A 20,854-nucleotide genomic window follows, 5' to 3' on the forward strand; every position below is an offset into this window, starting at 1 on the left:
CTACTATTCACTAATGATTATGGCTAGAATCAGTAATAGTAATATTTATTTTTAGAAGTAATGAATTAAAAATCCAGTGTGTCGTGATGTTATCTATTCGCGGTGTATTGAACCCCGATTGCCGTATTTATTTGCCGCATTTTGGCAGGTAAGGTATTGTAATTGGAATATTTATTATCTATTAACCAATATTTATTAACTATGAAACATTATTACAGATTACTCTTTATGTTACTGTTTCCCTTACTTGCGTCGGCCCAACCAGCCCACGGCAAAAAAGTAGTAGGGTATTATGCGCAATGGGCTATTTATGCCCGGGATTTCAACGTTCCCAAGATAGACGGGAGCAAGATAACCCATTTGAATTATTCTTTTTACGGGACAACTTTTGACCCTGCCCGTCCGGAGAATACAAAATTAAAATGTTTGGATACCTATGCTGATTATGAGCATACGGAAGGCGGAATTCCATGGGATGCTCCTGTAAAAGGGAATTTTTATGACTTGAAAAAGTTAAAAGAAAAGTATCCGCATTTAAAAATTTTAATCTCTGTTGGAGGATGGACCAAAGGTCAGGATCTTTCTCCAATCGCCGCAAGTCCGGTGGCAAGAGCTGCTTTAGCTGCAGATATGGCAAACTTCATCGTCACTTATCCGTTTATTGATGGATTTGATATCGACTGGGAGTATCCTCTTATGGGAGGAACAGACGGTACTGAAATCGTGAACGGAATCCCGGTTCCTCCGCAAAAGTACCACCCGGATGACAACAAAAACCTTGTACTTTTACTAAAAGCCATGCGTCAGGCAATGCCTAATAAACTGGTTACTATTGCAGCCGGAAACAATGTTCGAAATGTACCTAAACAATATTTAGGGCCAAACAACAGGGCAACGTATGGAATGACCGAAGATATTTCAACGTATTGTGATTACATCACTTACTTTGGATATGATTTTGGTGGAAACTGGTATGATAAAACTTGTTATAATGCTCCTCTTTATGGAAGCGGAAACCCGAATGATCCATTATATGGTGCAACTCAGTCAGAATCACTTGATGAGTTAACGAACATCTATTTGAATGTAGTTGGTTTTCCTGCCAATAAATTAATCATGGGATTGCCTTTTTACGGTAAAAAATTTGACAACGTTGCCAATAACGGAACCAATCCAAACTTTCCGGGGTTATTTGTTGCTGCACCAAGATATAATGTTGCAGGTTGTACAAATCCGCAAAACCCAACAGGAACCTGGGACGGGCCGGCAGCTTGTGAGAAATCCGGCAGTATCGAAATTTGTGGTCTGGTCGGAAATCCGGTTACCAATTCACATGCTTTTTTAGATCCAAATACCATGTTAGTTACGCCAACGGCAGCTGCCGCAGGTTGGGTAAGGTATTTTGATAATACTACTAAAGTTCCTTATTTGTACAACAGTAGTTTGAAACAGTTTATCAGTTATGAAGATAAACAATCAATGGATTTAAAAGTACAGTACATCAAATCTAAAAATCTGGCCGGTGGTATGATTTGGGAATTATCTCAGGATACCAGAGGCTCTATTCCTAATTCACTTTTAACTCAGGTAGATACTTCGTTTAAAAGTATTGTTCCCGGAACGGTTAGCATTGGAGGTTCTGTAAAAAATGGAACAGCTTTGGTTACTAACGTTACTATAGAGATTAGAAATGCAAGTAATGCAGTTATAGAAAGTGTAGTGTCTCCAACAGGTAATTTTGCATTTTATAATTTGCCAAAGAATCAAAACTATACCCTTACAGCGATAAAGGCGGCCTATAATTTTACACCGGTTAGCTTAACAAATGTTGCTGCTGATCAGACAGGTGTTGTGATTCAGGGAACACAGCCTTTGTACACAGTAAGCGGAACTATTGTAGTCGGCACAAGTACAACACCGGTTTCAGGAGTTACCGTTACAGCAACGTCCGGTACGACTGTTTTAACTGCTGTTTCCGGTACTAATGGAACCTACAGTATTACAGGTTTAACAGCCGGACTTAATTTTACAGTTACAGCTGCCAAAACTGGCTTTCCTTATACACCAGCTTCGACAGTGTATAATGCAATTGATAGCAATAAAACGTTAAATTTTGCTCAGGGTGATCCAATTGTATATTATATTGTTAGTGGTACGATCTTAAACGGAACTGCCCCTGCTGTGGGAGTTAATGTTACAGCAACATCCACAGGAGCACCTATTACAGGAACTTCTAATGCAAATGGTTTTTATACCCTTACCTTACCATCAGGAGGAAATTATACCATAACAGCTGCGGCTACAGGAAAAACTTATACGCCAGCTTCAACAGTTTATACCAATTTATTAGCCGACAAAACTTTAAATTTAACCGAGTATAACGTTGGAACCAATAAAATTAGCGGTACGGTTAAAAACGGTACAGTTCCGGTTGCAGGAGCTAAAGTAGAAATCGTTTTACCTTGGACCGACAACACACACGGATGGAAAAGCGTTCTAGCAACTACAGATGCACAAGGAAATTATAGCTTTGCCAATTCAGTTGTCGACGGATATGCTATTATTTCGAGTTTGAAATTGAATGCGTGGCAAAATAATGACGTTAATTATTTTCCAAATAATCTGACCAGTTTTGCTGTTCCGTCAACCCCAACGGTTTATAATTTCAATACCGCCGCTACCGCAAGAACGTCCTCTTATGCAATGAGCGGAAAAGTTCTAAACGGAACTACTCCGGTATCAGGAGCTGTAGTTTCGGCAGTTTCAGGTACGACAGTTTTAACTGCTACAACAGATAGAAATGGAGCTTATTCTTTTGGAGGTTTAACTTCAGGATCAGATTATAAGGTATCTGTTGCTAAAACAAACCTGACATTTGCTCCGGTTTCAGCAGTTTCGACAACAGAGTCTGGTAACAAAACTCTTGATTTTACGCAAAATTTGGCCAGTACAAATCTAATTAGCGGAACCGTTAAAAATGGTTCAGTTCCGGTTGCAGGAGCGAAAGTAGAATTAGTTGTGCCTTGGACTGATAATACACACGGATGGAAAAGTGTTTTGGCTACAACAGATGCTCAGGGGAATTTTACCTATGACAATACAGTTACAGCAGGTTATGCACAAGTTTTAAGTTTAAAATTGAATGGATGGGAGAATAACGGAACGAATTATTACCCAAACAATCTGGTGAATTTTGCAATGCCAACAACGCCAACGGTTTATAACTTCAATACGCAGGCAACGGTTGTAACTAAACCAGTAGTTGCCATTACAGCGCCAACGACTCCGACGATTGCAATAAATTTAGGGTCAGCGATTAATTTTGTGGCTAGTGTTGGATTAAGTGCTGCAGATGCTACTACAATCTCGTCTGTTTCCTTTAGTTTAAACGGACAAAGCCTGAGTGCTACCAATTCTTCAGGAACTTATACCGCAACTTGGACACCAGTAGCCAATCAGTTTTCGCTTAGTCATACATTAACAGTTACGGCTACTGCCTCAAACGGTACCACAGATTCAAAAACATATAATTTTGTATTAAACTGTTCAGGTGCAAACTGTCCAAATACATTGCCAGTAATTACTTGGAATTCACCATCTAATACTACTATATTTCAGCCTTCTTTCCAAGTTGTGCCAATTTCAGTGACAGCTGTCGACAGTGACGGATCGGTTTCAGGTGTAACGATTACAATAAACGGAGGTACATTTAACATGACAGCAGGTACAAATAATACCTATACGTATAATTTTACACCAACTGCTTATCAGGATTATCCGATTGTAATCAAAGCAACCGATAATAAATCCGGGCTAACTACATTAAACAATAGCATTAAAATTACTTCGGTAGGTACTAGATTCGTTCCGCTTCCACCAGGCAAAATTATTTTAGGATACGCACATTCCTGGGAAAATGCTGGTGCTCCATTTTTATATTTTTCTCAAATGGTAGGAAGTAAGTTTAACGTAGTGGATTATGCATTCGTAGAAACCGTTAACCGTGATGGTTATACTCCGGTATTAACTACAAATGATACCAGATATTTGACCAATGGAGTTTTTAATAAACAATTGTTAAAAAATGATATCAAGAGCTTAAGGGATAAAGGTATTCCGGTTATTGTTTCTATTGGAGGTCAAAATGGTCATGTTGTTTTAGAGAACGTAACTCAAAAGAATATTTTTGTTAATGGTCTGAAGGCAATTATTGACGAGTATCAATTTGATGGAGTTGATATCGATTTTGAAGGCGGATCGATGAATTTTAGTGCAGGAGGTTTAAGAGATATTTCTTATGCGGGTATTTCTGCTTATCCAAGATTAAAAAATGTAGTAGATGCTTTCAAAGAATTAAAAGCGTTCTATGGTCCTGGATTTTTATTAACTGCAGCTCCGGAAACACAATACGTACAAGGAGGATATTCAACCTATAATGATACCTTTGGTTCGTTCCTTCCAATCATTCAAAACTTACGTAATGAATTGGATTTGTTAGCCGTACAATTGTATAATACAGGAGGAGAAAACGCATTAGACGGTCAGTATTATGGTTCAGCTAAGAAATCAAACATGGTAACTGCCCTAACGGATATGCTGATAAAAGGGTACAACATTGGTACAACAGGAATGCGTTTTGATGGTTTACCGCCTTCAAAAATCCTTATTGCATTACCAGCTTGTCCAAGTGCAGCAGGAAGTGGTTTTTTAACGCCGACAGAAGGAATTAATGCAATGCATTATTTAAGAACCGGGACTACTTTCTCAGGAAGAACCTATACCATGCAGCCAGGCGGACCATATCCTGCTTTGAGAGGTTTAATGACTTGGTCTGTAAACTGGGATTTTTCTTCTTGTGGTAATTCAGCTGAATTGTCTAAAGCGTATGCCGCTTATTTTGCAGGACAGACAGCTGCAAGGGCATTACCTGAAGGGATCGAAACGAAAAACACGACTATCGCTTACTTTAAAAATGATGCTTTATTAGTGACAACTGACTCTGGAGATATTGCTCAGGTAGAAGTTTTCAATACCATTGGACAACCATTGGTGAGTCATAGAAATGTTCATCAAAACAAAGAAGTGGTGCTTCATAACTACAGCTTTACCACTAAGCAATTATTTTTAGTTGTGGTGACGGACAAAGCAGGAAATAAAAAATCATTCAAAGTAATGAACTTTTTGAACTAAAAGGACAGTATGGAAGAATGAAAAATACAGAAATAAAAAGTTGGAATGGTTAAAATTGAGTTTGGTTATTTATTTTTTAATCTAATTTTTATTTCGAATAAATGCTGCAAATTGAGGTGATTTGTTATTTGGTTTTCACCTGAAGGAAGCGCATTATAAACCCGACAATTGTATTGTCGGGTTTTTTTTGTCCAAAAATAATACATTACTCTTTGCTTTTATTTTATAAGTTTTATCGGATATTTAAAATTTTACCTGACGATAGTTTTGTAAATAATTTCTTATATTTGAAAAAAAAAGAATGATTGGGGAGAATGTAAGAAAGATTAGGGTTATTAAGGGATATTCTCAGCAATATATGGCTGATTTGTTAGAAATTTCGCAAGCTGCCTACTCAGATATGGAGACAGGTAAAACAAAGATTAGTTTTGAGAAATTGCAGAAAATTTCTTTAGCCTTAAATCTTGACATGAATTATATCGTTAATTTTCATGAGAGTAAATTGTTCAGTTCTAATTTGAATAATTTGATGACAAACAAAGAAGAGATTAATGACCTTAAAACTCACTTTGCTAAAGAAAGAGAACTTTACAAGGAACAAATCAATACTTTAAAAGGGGAGATAAGTTATTTAAGGAATAAACTTGATAGTAAAGAATAAGTAGATAATGTAAGGCGAAAACTAAATCTTTTTTGAACGTTTTGTGAATCATGCAGTATTCTTTAAAGAAGGAATTTTTTTTAAGGATAAGTGAACCCACAAAGTGCTATTTTTTTTGCTGCTTTATGGACCCTAAAATTGAATTTTAAGTACTTTTGAATTTCATAAATTCATTAAAAAAGTCATGCAAAAATCAATCTGCCTCGTAATCGTATTTTTAATTTCTACTATTATCACAGCTCAGACAAAATTTAGCGAACCCGAAGTTGATCCTATCCAGATTCAAAAAAACTTTAAGGACTGGTCTGTCTATCAAAGTAAAAATATTATGCTTTCAAGAGATTTTCTAGCGTTGGATGCTCTTTCAACGGAAATTTCCAAAGAAACTTTTTTGGATCAATTAGCAAACGAAAATTACATTCCAATTCGATTAAAGTCAGAGCAGGGGATCTATTGCTACAAATTGTTTACAATTCAGCCCAATTCAGATACCAGTATAAAAGCAACAATACACCAAATAGGTTTTGATGCTCTAAAAAACTATAAAATGGAAGGAACTGTTTTTCCTCCATTCTCTTTTAAAGATTTAGAAGGTAACCTGGTTTCAAACGAATCGATGAAAGGAAAGATAGTAGTCATCAAATGCTGGTACATTCATTGTACACCCTGTATCAGAGAATTTCCACAAGTCAACAAATTAGCCGCAGAATACAAAGATCGAAAAGACATGCTGTTTGTAAGCCTTGCAGAAGATTCTGCCACGCAATTAAAAACATTCCTCTCCAGAAAGCCATTGTCCTATGCTGTAATTCCAGACATGAAAGTATACATGAATGAAGCCTTGCAGTTAAATTCATTTCCAACGCATTTTATTTTAAACAAAGAAGGAATGATTGCTAAAGTCCTGCCTAATTTCGAAAGTTTAGAAGTCGCTTTGGATAAAGAGAGTAAATTATAGTGTGTGAGATGTAAAGCGTAAGATGTTATCACATTGGAGCGAAATGAAGTGTTTTACAATTAACATTTCACATCTCACAATCCACATTTTACAATAAACATAAGGCCTTTGCAACTCTGAACCTTTTTTCATACTTTTGCACCAAATTAATTAAAAAGACATTCATGTTAACAGTCAATAATTTATCAGTTCAGTTTGGCAAACGAATTTTGTTTGACGAAGTAAATACAACTTTCACTCATGGAAATATTTACGGAGTTATTGGAGCCAACGGTGCTGGAAAATCTACTTTTCTAAAAATCATCTCAGGTGATATCGATCCAACTTCGGGGCATATTCATTTAGAACCGGGAAAACGTATGTCGGTTTTGAACCAGAACCACAACATGTTCGATGAGCATACGGTTTTGGAAACTGTGTTGATGGGAAATAAAGTTTTGTATGCTGTTAAGAAAGAAATGGATGAACTTTATGCAGACTACAACGATAAAAACGCAGACAGAATTGGAGAACTTCAGGTTCAGTTTGAAGAAATGAACGGTTGGAATGCCGACTCTGATGCGGCGGCGATGTTGTCTAACTTAGGAATCACAGAAGCAGATCATTATACTCTAATGGGGGATTTGGAAGGAAAAATTAAAGTACGTGTGCTTTTAGCGCAGGCACTTTTTGGAAATCCTGATTTGCTTATCATGGATGAGCCTACCAACGACTTGGACTTTGAGACCATTGCGTGGTTAGAGAACTTCCTTGCGAATTATGAAAATACAGTAATTGTAGTATCTCACGACCGTCACTTTTTAGATGCGGTTTGTACACATATTTCTGATATTGATTTTGGAAAAATAAATCACTACTCAGGAAACTATACGTTCTGGTACGAGTCTAGCCAATTAGCGGCAAAACAACGTGCACAGCAGAATAAAAAAGCAGAAGAGAAGAAACAGGAGCTTGAAGAATTTATTCGTCGTTTTAGTGCGAATGTTGCGAAATCGAAACAAGCTACTTCTCGTAAAAAAATGATTTCGAAATTGAATATTTCTGAAATTAAACCTTCAAGCCGTCGTTATCCTGCAATTATTTTTGATCAGGATCGTGAAGCCGGAGATCAGATTTTGAATGTTGAAGGTCTGGGAGCTTCCATCGATGGCGATCTTTTGTTTAAAGACGTTGATTTGAATATGGCAAAAGGCGATAAAATCGTTCTTTTTTCTAAAGATTCACGTGCTACAACAGCATTCTACCAAATTTTGAACAACCAGCAAAAGGCAGATGCCGGAACTTTTGATTGGGGAATTACAACCAATCAGGCTTATTTACCGGCTGAGAATCATTCTTTCTTTGAAAATGATCTGACTTTGGTAGATTGGTTACGCCAATACGCCAAAACAGAAGAAGAGCGTGATGAGGTTTTTATTAGAGGATTCTTAGGGAAAATGATTTTTTCCGGAGAAGAGGCGTTAAAAACAAGCCGCGTATTATCAGGAGGAGAAAAAGTACGTTGTATGCTATCCAGAATGATGATGGAGAGAGCTAATATCTTAATGCTTGATGAGCCAACCAATCACTTAGATCTGGAGTCCATTACAGCTTTTAATAACTCATTGAAAAATTTTAAAGGTTCCGTAATTTTCACCACACATGACCACGAGTTTGCACAAACAGTTGGTAACAGAGTAGTGGAATTAACACCAAACGGAGTCATAGACCGTTACATGACATTTGACGAATACCTGGACGATGAAAAAATTCAGGAATTAAGAAAAAAAATGTACAACCTGTAATTTTATAATTTATAATAAGAGAAATCCCGTTCGCTAGCTGAACGGGATTTTTTTTGATTTATTTTTTGCCAAACAGTTTGGCGAGAATGAAGATAATTATCGCAATAATAAAAATAACGATAAAGATACCAAAGCCCATTCCGGCTTTAAAAATGTCTCCGATAACTTCGCAGCTCGTAAATGAAAATACTATTACAAATACCATTAACAAACGTTTGATTTTATTTTGCATGACTTTGATGTTTTAAGAACTTGCTGTTCTGATTCGTATAACTTAAAATTAGGCCAAAGAACAAGAAAGATCTTATATGATTTAATTAAAAAGTTCTATGATTTAGAGTAAAACCAACTAGGTGCAAAAGGTTAAACAACTTTACAATAAAGAGAAGTAAAGATAAGGGAAAGGTAATGTTCTCTTAAAAGCTATTACGTTTTCGAACAATACTTTTGTTCAGTCTAAACAAAAAAACGTATGAAAAAACTTTACTTATTATTTATGCTTCTGGGGCTAAGTTATGCTTCAAAAGCGCAAAATTTATTTCCTTATCTGCAAAACGCGACACCAACATCTATCTACGTTAACTGGAAAACGGATAGTAATCCGGAATCTATCGTAGAGTACGGAACAACAGCATCAAATCTAAATGTTACGGTTACCGGTAATACAAATGTTTTTACAGATTCAGGTTATCCGGGGAATTATTTCTATCATAGTGCAAAGTTGACGAACCTTTCGGCTAACACGAAATATTTCTACAGAATAAAAACCGGAGCAGATGTGTCTTCGGTTTATTCTTTTAAAACATTGCCCAATCCGGGACAAGCAGCCACAGCTAATGGACACATTCGGTTTTTGATTATGGGGGATAATCAACTGAAAGCTGTTCCGCGTTATGATTCTTTGGTGTCAGCTGCTAAAAGAAAGATAAAACAGAAATGGGGAAAAGACGCATCTCCGGATGATAATATCTCTATGACTTTTATGGTGGGAGATCAGGTTGATGTGGGAACTTTAGATCATTATGAAAATGTGCATTTTAAAAAGAACAGAGGTTTGTCAGGTAATGTGCCTATTCAGACCACAGTAGGAAACCATGAAACTTATGGAACGCTGGGAATGAATTCCTATTACGATCATTTTTATATAAGTGAACTTTCATACAAAGGGATTTCGTCGGGAACAGAGAATTATTATGCCCAGCAGGCCGGTAATGTCTTGTTTATCAGTTTAAGTTCAGAACATACAGGGGCTGAACAGCTAAGCTGGTTGCAAAAAGTTCTTACCGCTGCAAATGCGGATAATACCGTAGAATGGATTTTCTCTTTAAGCCACAGACCTTATCAGGCAGAGCAATATGTGGGGGATATTTCGACCTGGGTTCGTAATACAGCCGTGCCGCTATTGGTAACTTCTCCAAAATATTCAATGCATATTGGGGCGCACCATCATTTGTATCATCGCGGACAATTGAAAAATACACCTACCTATAATATTATTTCGGGAGGTACAGCCTGGGATCAATATTGGGGATCTTCTACAGAGCAGGATTTTGATGATGTACAGAAAACCATTTGTAACTGGATTTACCAAATTGTAGATATTGATGTGACAAACGGAAAAATGGACATTGAAAGCTATTCTATTGGAAGTGTTGATAAATGGAAGAACAACCAGCTAATGGATGAATTTCATCGATATAAAAACAAAGCGGCACCTGCCAAACCTTCGATTACGAATACTTTTACTGCGACAAATACATTGCCGCTAACCGTTTCCGGATCGACTTATACGACAACTACAGAGGAGAAGTTGAATACCAGTCAGTTTTTGATTTCTCAGACACCAACATTCGATATTGTAAAGAAAGAAGTATATAGAGATTTCGAAAATTTATACGGAAAGTATGGCACTAAGAAAGATTCGACTGTAAACATCAATCTGGGTGTAGATATTACCAAAATGGATTTGGCTTCTAATTCACTTCCAAATGGCAAATACTATGTGAAGTTAAGATACAGAGATCGTAATCTTGAATGGTCGCCATGGAGTGATGTTCAGACTTTTACGATTACAGGAAGTAACAATGTAAATACGGCAATAGTTACAGATGCTGTTACTTATTCGTTGAACGCACCCATAAAAGTTGATTTTACTGATGCTCCGGCCAGTACTTCAACGTGGATTGGTTTATACAAAGAAGGGCAGACTCCGGGAGGTTCTTCGCCATCGCAAACCTGGAAATATACGGACGGAAGTGCCAGCGGGTTTATCACTTTTTCTAGCGGACTGGCTACTAAAGGACGTTATTATGCTGCAATATTTTCAAATGGAGGGTACACGGAAATTGCACCGCGAAAATACTTTTATGTAGGGCCGGTACCGACCTTAACGACTGATAAAACCGAGTATTCTGTTGGGACTCCTATCCTTATTAATTATACAAATGGTCCACAACTGGCAAAAGACTGGATTGGTATTTACAGAATGGGAGTTAATCCAGGATCCGGAGTTACAGCAACAAGCTGGCAATATGTTACAACGGCTGCAGATGCTAAATCTTTCACAGGACTGCCAAAAGGCTACTATTATGCCGAGTATTATTTACAGGACGGATTTAATCCGATTGGAAACAAAGTATTTTTTAAAGTAGGAGCGGTCGTTACCGAATTATGGATCAATAAACCGGTTTATGATTTGGGCGAGCAGATTACCGCTTCGTGGACAGACGCTCCGGGAATTGTAAAAGACTGGTTGGGGATTTATCATGATGGAGATAATCCGAATGAAAAACCACTGGTGAGTTATACCTATTTCGAAGGACTTTCTGAAGGAACAAAAAATATTGCAGCTACGGAATTACCAACACAAAAAGGGAAGTACTTTTTGGTAATGTTTACTAACGATTCTTATAATGAAGTTTCCAACAGAGTATCTTTTGAAGTAATCGATCCACATCTGAACAACGATGAATTTAAAATCGATAATGGTTTGAGAGTCTATCCAAATCCAACAAAGAATGATACGGAAACCTTTATTCAGTCCGAATATCCTATTGATGAAATAGAAATTTACAGCATGGAAGGGAAATTATTATATGCTACAAAAAATGTAAACAATAATAAGTTTTCTCTAATCAATCAGGATTTACCAAAAGGAGTTTATATTCTAAAAATACATTCCCGTAAATTGTTTACGGCTAAACTAATTGTGAAGTAGATTTTTTTTTTTTTTTTGAAACCCCATTTGCGTTTGTAAGTGGGGTTTCGTTTTTTAGGTTATGACAGTTCGTGTTCAGGAACTGTCTTTTTTATTGATTCTTTTATGGTGTCAATTTGATTCAGATGTCGTAGGATATGATGAATAAAAAACTGAAAAGTATCTCCCAGTTTTAATCTTAGTAAACGGGATAAAGAAGTGGGGATTTTGATACGATTCAAACTCACCTTTTTGGATTGTTCCAGTAGTGCTAATAATTCAAGTTGTTGGTTGATGAATTTATCAATTACACGCTTGTCAAGCTCAAAGTTTAAAGGATTTTTATCTTTAAAGGTTTTCATTTTGTTCAGCTTTTCTTTTGGAAGCATACTTTTGGCAAAATAACCGCCTAAAAATCCACTATTAAAATGGGTTTCAGAAGAGGTTTTCGAGTTCTTTATCTTGTCTTTTATCTGAGGCAGGTAATAATCACCATACAAATTCAAATGCTCCATGCATTCGAGAATGTTCCAGGACGCAGGATCTTCTTTCCACGTCAAAGTTTGTATGTGATCATTCTTAAGTTTCTCCGCCTGATTGATGCTATCTTTCGTTTGATCGATTAGTAATTGTATGAGTTTTTCTGATTGCATAGGTTTTATTTTTGAAGCAAAGTTTCAAAAAGTTTTTCCGGAAATGATTGATTGAAATCAAGACTTTTTTAATCGGGATAAAGTCTCCGGTGTCATTCTTAGATAGTTGGCAATGTGTTTGTTTGGCACTTCCTGAAAAAGCTGCGGACTTCTCCTTAAAACTCTTTGGTATCTTTCTTTTGGAGAATTGGTTAAAATATCAATTTCGCGTTCCATTTGCTGCACTACTAAGTTTTCTAAAATAGTAATCCATAGGTTTTTATTGACTTCAATTTTTAAAAACTGATCGATTTGTTTTTTTGTGATGACCTTCAGAACTGTTTTTTTAATGGCCTGAATACACAGGTCAGAAGGCTTTCCTGTTAAGAAAGAATCCAGTGACACAATTAAATTTTGCTGGTAACCAAATCGAATGACTTGTTCGTCATCATCGTCCAAAACAAAAAGCCGTAAGCTTCCGCTCTCGACCAAATAAATATTGTCGTCTATGCTTCCTCTTACTTTAAGAAATTCATTTCTGTTTAGGGTTATTGTTTTTTCAGAAAGTGCAATGATTTCTTTCATTTTTTTGAGCAATTAGTATCGTATGAATTTCAATATTTTCGGATTTTGGATATTTAATTTCAAACGATTTAATGATTTTGAAATTATGTATAGAAAGCTGTTTTTCTATGTTCTTTAAATTGTGATAATAGAAATAGGTTCGGTCGCCGGTGCTTCCCGAAATGAAACCTGATTCAGTCGAATGCCCTTCAACAAAACTAAGATAAAAAATACCACCAGAACAGAGTATTTTATCAATGTTGTTGATTAGTTTGGAACAATCTTCTTCGGACAAATAGGGCAGACAAAAACCACAAATAATGGCATCAAATTGTTGATTTACTTTGTTGAGGTCTCGCGTGTCCATTACTTCAAACTGGGCAAAAGGATTGTTCTTTTGTGCTAATTCAATCATTTTGGGAGCAATGTCAATCCCTCTAATTTTTAAATTGGGTTTCTTTGATAATAAATATTTTGTGATGTTTCCCGGGCCACAGCCAATTTCAAAGATATGAAGCTGTTCGTTTTTCAAAGCATCGCAAAAGAAGTCGTAAGTTTCATTATACAGCTTTAAATCCATGAACTTATCTTGATAAATAGTTGCAATTTTATCCCAGGTTTCGAAAGTTTCTTTGTATTGATCCATAGCTTTAATCTTGTGTTTGGTCTGTAAGCAAGAAGTATAGGTAAGTGCTGTACTGCTAAAATATAATTTTAAATTTAGAGACGGAAATAGTTTTTTTGATGTAGACTTTTAGTCTGGTCTCCAGCTTTAAAGTTTTTTTTGACAGTTTATGGTCGGCTCAAAATGATTGGGCAATGGTTCCGGTAAAATTTAATTAGCGGGTTATTTTACGCATAAGGGCTTCAAATGGGCCGTTCTTAAAGTGTCTTGCCCAAAGTTTACTAAAGTAGTAACTGAGTGCAAAGTACGCAATTGAAAACAGTAAAATATAAATTGGTTTTGTCGCTTTCGGATCTGTTGAATATTGGACCAGATCATTACCTGTTAGTGCAGAAAATAAAATGATCCCAATAGTAAGATGTGAAATATAATGCGTAAGCGTCATTTGACCCGTTGGTGCAAAATTTTGTACATATTGGTTATTTCCGTTTTTTTCTCCGATGTACATAAAAAAGGCAATCAGCATCAGAGCAAATCCGGAGGTGCTTAGCATAAAAGGAAGGTACGGAGGGAGATAATCGGCATTGATAAATAAATGTAAATTCTCTGAAAGTACAAATTGGCCGGACAGTAATTGAAGTAATGCTATCGATACATATAGTAAAAGTCCAAGCACAAACATTTTTTTCTGCATTTTGATGCTGCTCCAGTTTAGTCTTCCGAGATACATTCCTAAAAGAAAATAAGCAATCCAGGGGAATACAGCATTCCAGCCATTGTAAAAAGTATTTCTGATAAACCCGTTCAGGGTATAAAAATCTTTGTATTGAAAAGTGGCAATGTTCCAGCCCGTTTCATAAGGAACGATAAAAATTAAAAGGTGAAAACCAAATACCGCCACAGCCGCCAGAAACAGAAAAAACCTTTTGTCTAAAAAGATTATAAAAGCAATTATGAACATATAGCAACCGTAAAAGTGCAAAATATCGGCAGGCCAGATCAGGTTAAGTAAAAGTCCGATGACAAATAAAAAACCAGCTCGTTTGAGGATGGTATTTCTCAGCTTGTTTTTCTCGGCAGCAGTATATTCCACTCTGTTGGTCATAAGTGCAATACCCATTCCTGCCAGAATTACAAAAACAGAACTTGAGTTGCCGCTAAAAAGAGACATAAATTGTGCAACAGTACTTTGGTCGTTATGGGAGCCAAAAACCATATTGAAATTAACAATAAACATTCCGAAGATGGCATATGCTCTTGCCAGGTCAAATCCTATAATTCTTTGTTTCATTTTTTTATATTTTATGAAACAAATGTCGAAATGAAAAATCGCGGGAAATTTGACTTAAGTCAAATAATACATTTAAATTCGGGACCGGATCCTGCTTAGCGTTTCCAGCGATATTCCAAGATAAGAAGCAATATGTGTAAGCTGGATGTTTTTAATAATATACGAATGTTCTTTAATTAATTTAAGGTAGCGGGTCGTAGCGTCCAGTGTGCGAAACTGAAACAAGCGATCCTCTAGCCAAATCGCGTAATATTCGGTAAGCATCAAATCTAATTCTGTCAATTTTGGGAATTGTTTTTTTGCATTCTGAAATCCTTTAAAGTCAGTTTGTGAAATGGTGATGTCTGTCACGGCCTGAATAAATTCGTTGCTTGTCGTTTGCAGGCAATAACTATTAAAAGACACCGCGATATCATCTTTAAAGTATAATTCTGTCGTGATTTCTTTTCCATCATCGAGGTAGTACTTTCTAACAATCCCTTCTTCTATAAAATAGCTTTTACTGCAAATTTCATCTTGCCGTAATAAAAAAGCTCCTTTTTTTAAAGTCCTGGTAGTGGAGATGTTATTTAAAGCGGCTAAGGTTTCCTGATCAAGGTTGTTTATAAAAGCATCTATTTTGGTGAGATAGGAATTCATTTTTTCGGTATGTATTCGGTTTTTAAAAGTAATCATAGCCAGGATGATTATTTTTCTCCTAATCTTAGGTGTTTTGGTTGGTCAAATATAATAAAATAGCAAAAAGGATCTGATTAAGTTAAGAGATGTTGATGAGGTTGTACGAAAGGTTCTTTGACTTGTATAGTTTCATGAGCAACGAATTCCAATTTTGTGCTGTACTATTATTCATTTCTACGGAATTTAAAGAGAATGCTTTGTGCTATTACAACGCTAAAAATTTATTCAAATATTTGTATTTAGAAAGAGACTGCAAATAAATTCTGATTTTGTATATTTGCCCAACCAAACATTATACTTAATTATGAGCCAAAAAGTATTACTTAATTCAAAAGAAGTTACTATCATACTCCATCGTTTGGCTTGTCAGTTAATCGAAAAACATCTTGATTTTTCAGATACTATTTTAATCGGAATTCAGCCAAGAGGTGTTTTTTTAGCCGAACGTTTGAAACAAATATTAGAAAGCGAGTACAAAACGCCCGAAATTTCTCTGGGTTATTTGGACATCACCTTTTTTAGAGACGATTTCCGCCGCACCGAAAAACCGCTTGAAGCGAATAGAACCCAAATCAATTTTATAGTCGAAAATAAAAAAGTCATTTTTATTGATGACGTTTTGTTTACCGGACGAAGCATTCGTTCCGCGTTAACTGCTATTCAGTCTTTTGGAAGACCTTCAGAAATTGAATTGTTAGTTTTAATTGACCGACGTTTTAGCCGTAATCTGCCAATTCAGCCCGATTATCGTGGCCGTCAGGTAGATGCTATCAATGACGAAAAAGTAAAAGTAAGCTGGAAGGAAAATGACGGTGAAGATGTTGTTCACTTGGTAACAAATTAGTTTAATCGGTTAACCGGTTAATTGTTTAATCGGAAGGAATCGATTAAACAGTTAAACAAATAAACGATTAAACAGTAAAAACAGTTAAACATTAAACATGAAAGAATTAAGCGTAGATCATTTATTGGGAATTAAATATATCAATGAAAATGATATTAACCTGATTTTTGAAACGGCCGATCATTTTAAAGAAGTCATTAACAGACCTATTAAAAAAGTTCCTTCATTACGAGATATTACCATTGCCAATATTTTCTTCGAGAACAGTACAAGAACTAAACTTTCCTTTGAATTGGCACAAAAAAGATTATCGGCTGATGTGATTAGTTTTTCGGCAGCCCAGTCTTCGGTTAAAAAAGGGGAGACCCTGATTGATACTGTAAATAATATCCTTTCAATGAAAGTTGATATGGTTGTAATGCGCCACTCCAATCCCGGAGCGGCTTATTTTTTATCCAAAAATGTCAAAGCCAGTATCGTGAATGCCGGAGACGGAGCACACGAACACCCAACTCAGGCTTTATTAGACAGTTATTCGATTAGAGAAAAATTAGGCGATGTGGCCGGAAAAAAAGTGGTCATTGTAGGAGATATTCTGCATTCGAGAGTAGCTTTGTCTAACATATATGCTTTGAAGATGCAGGGAGCTGAGGTAAAAGTATGCGGGCCAAAAACACTGATTCCGAGATATATTGAATCACTTGGTGTCACAGTTGAACCCAATTTGCGTAAAGCTTTAGAGTGGTGTGATGTTGCTAATATGCTTCGTGTTCAAAATGAACGTATGGATGTGAATTTTTTTCCATCGACACGTGAGTATGCACAGCAATACGGAGTAGATAAACCGTTACTCGACTCTCTTGGGAAAGAAATCGTTATCATGCACCCGGGACCAATTAACAGAGGGGTAGAGATTACTTCCGAAGTGGCTGACTCCGATCATTCTGTTATTCTGAATCAGGTCGAAAACGGAGTAGCGATCAGAATGGCAGTGATTTATTTGCTAGCGTCTAAGATTCAACAGTAATGTGATATAGTTTTCAGTCGCGGTTTTCAGTCTCAATATTGACAGGGAAATTTCCCTGAGACTGAAAACTGAGACTGAAAACTGAGACTGAAAACTGAGACTGAAAACTGAGACTGAAAACTGAGACTGAAAACTGAGACTGAGACTGAGAACTGGGAATAAGAACTGAAAACTAAAAAAACTTCGTACCTTAGCTTTTCAAATCAGAAGTGTATATATTATAAAGATGAAAGTAGATCAAAAAGGACATACCGTTACCATTAAAGATACTCAGGGAGATTTTAATGCTTTTTTGGAAAGAGTAACGCAACAGTTTAAAACCTTTGAAAAACAAAATATTATAATCGATTTATCAGCAGATAGTGATGTATCGGAAAAAGAGGTGAAACTTTTTTTACCCCTTGCCAAGCAACAGAAGAAAGCCAAAAAATCATTTGTAATAGTAGTTTCAGATCTAGACTTTAATGCCGTTTCAGATAAATTAGTCGTTGTTCCGTCACTTTTGGAAGCGCACGATATTATCGAAATGGAGGAAATCGAAAGAGACCTCGGGTTTTAATTGTAGATTTTAGAGTTCAGATTTTAGATTTTGAATGTTGAAATCTAAAATATATATTCAATCTAGAATCTAAAATCAGCAATCTAAAATTAAGCTTACCATACTTGGCTGTTATGCCGCTACTCCCAGAACAATTACGAACCCTACTTCGCAGGTTTTAGAAATAAGAAATCGGTTATTTTTAATTGATTGTGGTGAGGGAACACAGGTGCAACTTAGAAAGAATAAGATTAAATTCTCCAAAATAAATCACATCTTTATCTCGCATCTTCACGGAGATCACCTTTATGGATTAATTGGAACTATTTCTACTTTTTCTCTTTTAGGAAGAACGACCGATTTACATATTTACGGACCGAAAGGGATTAAAGAACTTATTCTGCTTCAATTAAAATTGACGGAATCCTGGACGACCTATAAATTGTTTTTCCATGAATTAGAGTCAAAAGAAAGCGAAGTTATTTTTGAAGACAATAAAGTTATTGTAAAAACGATTCCATTGAAGCATCGCGTGTATACAAACGGATTTTTGTTTCAGGAAAAACCCGGTGATCGAAAATTAAATGTAGAAGCGGTTCAGCAATACAATATTCATACGGCCTATTTTCAAAAAATAAAAGGAGGTGGTGACGTTACACTTGACGATGGAACTGTAATAAAGAACAAAGAATTATCCTTTGATCCTATTCCGTCAATGAGTTACGCGTTTTGTTCTGATACAGTGTATCACGAAGACGTACTTCCTATAATTAAGGATGTTGACGTTTTGTATCACGAATCTACCTTTTTGGAGTCAGAAGCCGCTTTGGCATTGAAAACGTTACACTCAACCGCAAAAGAAGCCGCAACAATTGCACTTAAAGCAAATGCAAAAAAGTTAATTCTGGGACATTATTCAACACGTTACGATGGTATCGAACGTTTTAAAGTAGAAGCCGAAACCGTTTTTCCAAACACACTTTTGGGAGATGACGGGAGGAGTTTTGAGTTTTAAAATGTGAGTTATGCGTTATGCGTTATGCGTTATGAGTTATGAGTTATGCGTTATGAGTTATAAATGACAAAATGGTAAATTGTTTTTTCTTTTTTTTTGTAAGAATTTGAAATCAAAAAAATCTACAATCTACAATCTACAATCTAAAATCTGCAATCTAAAATCTGCAATCTAAAATCAACAATCATGAACGATTTAAGCAATTATAGAAAATCTTACGAAAAGAGTGAATTATTGGAAACCAATATTCCCGAAGACCCAATCAATCTGTTCAACCGATGGTTTCATGAGGTAGAAGATTTTGGTGCAAGCGGAGAAGTTAATGCCATGACGGTATCGACAATTGGATTGGATGGTTTTCCGAAATCGAGAGTGGTTTTATTGAAGAAATTCTCGGAAGAAGGGTTTATTTTTTATACCAATTATGATTCGGAAAAAGGGAAGGCGATAGCCGCAAACCCGCATGTTTGTTTGTCATTCTTTTGGCAGGAAATGGAACGTCAGGTCATCATCAAAGGAATCGCTACCAGAACATCAGATAATATATCTGATGGCTATTTTGATTCTCGTCCTGATGGAAGTAAATTGGGTGCGATTGTTTCAAAGCAAAGCGAAGTGATTCCGTCCCGAACTTTTTTGGAAGAAAATTTGAAAAAACTGGAAAAAGAATTCGAAGGAAAACACATTCCCAGACCTGAAAATTGGGGTGGTTTTTTAGTAACTCCTTTAGAGGTAGAATTTTGGCAGGGGAGACCCAATAGATTGCATGACAGAATTCGTTATCAAAGTCAATCTGACTTTTCATGGAAGATGGAAAGGTTATCCTCTTAGCTTGTAGGATTATTACTTTCGATTGTAAAATTATTGCGTATTTTATCGATATTATTTGTAGTTTAACGATAAATTGAATAAGTTTGAGAAAGAAACAAGTCAATTTATTTTAATAAATATTTAAAGGATTTGCCCCAACATCTACTTTAAAAATTAAACTACTATGTCATTATGAAAAAGATGATGCGTAACATGAGGTTCGTTGCAATAGTTGCCCTACTTGTTGCAATGAGCTCCTGTTCAGCGGACAGCGCAGAGGGTAGCGAAAACCCTGCTACAGCCGAGGCTGTCGTTGCTAACTACAATTACAATGATTCAGAAATCGAATCGATGAAACTTATCAATGATTATCGGGTAAGTATTGGTCTGAATGCTCTGAAAGGAATCAATCACGTTTCATTTAAGTGCGAAGAACACAACAAATACATGATCGCAAACAATGTGGTTGATCATAATGATTTTACTTCGCGTTCCAATAATATCATGAGTGTTTTAGGTGCTAAAAAAGTAGGCGAAAATGTTGCTTACAATTATAAAACTTCTGAGGCTGCTTTAAGAGCCTGGTTGGATAGCCCCGGACACAAGGCAAATATTGAAGGAGACTATACTCATTTTGGTTTGTCAGTTTCGATTGACTCTAAAACCGGAAAGAAATACTATACGAACATCTTTGTGAAGATGTAGAGAAAATATTGGACTGGTTTAGTTTTTATTGATCGTTGTAATTCAGAGAATTGCAACGATTTTTTTTGGCTATGTATGAAATTAGTTCTTAAGGTGTACTGATGTAAAAGTGGGTTAGTTGTTCTCAAAGAGTCTAAATAAAGCATAAGGTTAAACGCTATGAGTGACGAAAACTATGGTTGGTGTGAAGCCTAATCCCAAATAAGTAAAGAAGACGAATCATACAGATTCGTTTCACGAAAGCGGAATTTTAAAGGAGTTATTTACAAGTTTTAAAAAAACAAATTCCAAATTCCAATCAGTATTTAATCTGCTTTTGGAATTTGGAATTTTAGA

The 20,854-nt window shown here is 36.0% G+C and carries 17 protein-coding genes; 11 read left to right on the forward strand and 6 right to left on the reverse strand.

Features of this window, described 5'->3' with window-relative positions:
• The first annotated feature begins 201 nt into the window (after window positions 1–201).
• From chiA to JO950_RS11070, 4 genes are all read left to right on the forward strand, one after another.
• Window positions 202–5,190 (forward strand): T9SS-translocated chitinase ChiA, encoded by a 4,989-nt coding sequence (chiA, locus tag JO950_RS11055; protein WP_237732337.1) that lies wholly within the window; start codon window positions 202–204, stop codon window positions 5,188–5,190.
• A gap of 301 nt (window positions 5,191–5,491) precedes the next feature.
• Window positions 5,492–5,851, forward strand: a complete 360-nt coding sequence (locus JO950_RS11060; protein ID WP_202702696.1) for a helix-turn-helix domain-containing protein — start codon at window positions 5,492–5,494, stop codon at window positions 5,849–5,851.
• 184 nt (window positions 5,852–6,035) lie between these two features.
• On the forward strand, window positions 6,036–6,809 hold the full coding sequence (locus JO950_RS11065; RefSeq protein ID WP_202702697.1) for a TlpA disulfide reductase family protein: 774 nt from the start codon (window positions 6,036–6,038) through the stop codon (window positions 6,807–6,809).
• 164 nt (window positions 6,810–6,973) lie between these two features.
• Window positions 6,974–8,593 (forward strand): ABC-F family ATP-binding cassette domain-containing protein, encoded by a 1,620-nt coding sequence (locus JO950_RS11070; protein WP_202702698.1) that lies wholly within the window; start codon window positions 6,974–6,976, stop codon window positions 8,591–8,593.
• A gap of 58 nt (window positions 8,594–8,651) precedes the next feature.
• Here the strand turns inward: JO950_RS11070 and JO950_RS11075 are convergent, their stop codons facing one another.
• Window positions 8,652–8,825, reverse strand: coding sequence for a hypothetical protein (locus tag JO950_RS11075; protein ID WP_202702699.1), 174 nt, complete (start codon window positions 8,823–8,825; stop codon window positions 8,652–8,654).
• Window positions 8,826–9,065: 240 nt separating this feature from the next.
• Between JO950_RS11075 and JO950_RS11080 the strand changes: the two genes are divergently transcribed.
• Entirely contained in the window at window positions 9,066–11,810 is a 2,745-nt protein-coding gene (locus JO950_RS11080; protein ID WP_202702700.1) for a fibronectin type III domain-containing protein, read from the forward strand.
• Between the two features lie 59 nt (window positions 11,811–11,869).
• Here the strand turns inward: JO950_RS11080 and JO950_RS11085 are convergent, their stop codons facing one another.
• The 5 genes from JO950_RS11085 to JO950_RS11105 form a co-directional block, all read right to left on the reverse strand.
• Complete coding sequence (locus JO950_RS11085; RefSeq protein ID WP_202702701.1) at window positions 11,870–12,442, reverse strand: DinB family protein; 573 nt, start codon at window positions 12,440–12,442, stop codon at window positions 11,870–11,872.
• 57 nt (window positions 12,443–12,499) lie between these two features.
• Window positions 12,500–13,006, reverse strand: a complete 507-nt coding sequence (locus tag JO950_RS11090; RefSeq protein ID WP_202702702.1) for a Crp/Fnr family transcriptional regulator — start codon at window positions 13,004–13,006, stop codon at window positions 12,500–12,502.
• Window positions 12,981–13,631, reverse strand: coding sequence for a class I SAM-dependent methyltransferase (locus JO950_RS11095; protein WP_202702703.1), 651 nt, complete (start codon window positions 13,629–13,631; stop codon window positions 12,981–12,983). Before JO950_RS11095 ends, JO950_RS11090 begins: the two co-directional genes overlap by 26 nt.
• Before the next feature lie 193 nt (window positions 13,632–13,824).
• A complete protein-coding gene (locus JO950_RS11100; protein ID WP_202702704.1) occupies window positions 13,825–14,901 on the reverse strand; it encodes a DUF418 domain-containing protein in 1,077 nt (358 codons plus the stop codon).
• Window positions 14,902–14,973: 72 nt separating this feature from the next.
• Window positions 14,974–15,576, reverse strand: coding sequence for a Crp/Fnr family transcriptional regulator (locus tag JO950_RS11105; protein WP_237732338.1), 603 nt, complete (start codon window positions 15,574–15,576; stop codon window positions 14,974–14,976).
• A gap of 307 nt (window positions 15,577–15,883) precedes the next feature.
• Here JO950_RS11105 and pyrR point away from each other — a divergent pair, with 307 nt between their 5' ends.
• The 6 genes from pyrR to JO950_RS11135 all read left to right on the forward strand — a co-directional run bounded on the left by pyrR (window position 15,884) and on the right by JO950_RS11135 (window position 20,518).
• A complete protein-coding gene (gene pyrR, locus JO950_RS11110; protein ID WP_202702705.1) occupies window positions 15,884–16,423 on the forward strand; it encodes a bifunctional pyr operon transcriptional regulator/uracil phosphoribosyltransferase PyrR in 540 nt (179 codons plus the stop codon).
• Window positions 16,424–16,520: 97 nt separating this feature from the next.
• On the forward strand, window positions 16,521–17,450 hold the full coding sequence (locus tag JO950_RS11115; protein ID WP_017497616.1) for an aspartate carbamoyltransferase catalytic subunit: 930 nt from the start codon (window positions 16,521–16,523) through the stop codon (window positions 17,448–17,450).
• A 226-nt stretch (window positions 17,451–17,676) separates the two neighbouring features.
• Window positions 17,677–18,009 (forward strand): ribonuclease Z, encoded by a 333-nt coding sequence (locus JO950_RS11120; RefSeq protein WP_070908864.1) that lies wholly within the window; start codon window positions 17,677–17,679, stop codon window positions 18,007–18,009.
• Between the two features lie 88 nt (window positions 18,010–18,097).
• The gene (locus JO950_RS11125; RefSeq protein ID WP_202702720.1) at window positions 18,098–19,003 is read left to right on the forward strand and encodes a ribonuclease Z; all 906 of its coding nucleotides are present in this window, start codon (window positions 18,098–18,100) and stop codon (window positions 19,001–19,003) included.
• A 186-nt stretch (window positions 19,004–19,189) separates the two neighbouring features.
• Window positions 19,190–19,834 carry a pyridoxamine 5'-phosphate oxidase gene (gene pdxH / locus JO950_RS11130; protein WP_202702706.1) on the forward strand — a complete coding sequence of 215 codons (645 nt, stop codon included), beginning with the start codon at window positions 19,190–19,192 and terminating at the stop codon, window positions 19,832–19,834.
• Between the two features lie 171 nt (window positions 19,835–20,005).
• Window positions 20,006–20,518, forward strand: a complete 513-nt coding sequence (locus tag JO950_RS11135) for a CAP domain-containing protein (RefSeq protein ID WP_202702707.1) — start codon at window positions 20,006–20,008, stop codon at window positions 20,516–20,518.
• Window positions 20,519–20,854 lie beyond the last annotated feature (336 nt).

Origin of the sequence: Flavobacterium sp. UGB4466, assembly GCF_903469665.1 — a bacterium.
GTDB classification, from domain to species: domain Bacteria; phylum Bacteroidota; class Bacteroidia; order Flavobacteriales; family Flavobacteriaceae; genus Flavobacterium; species Flavobacterium lipolyticum.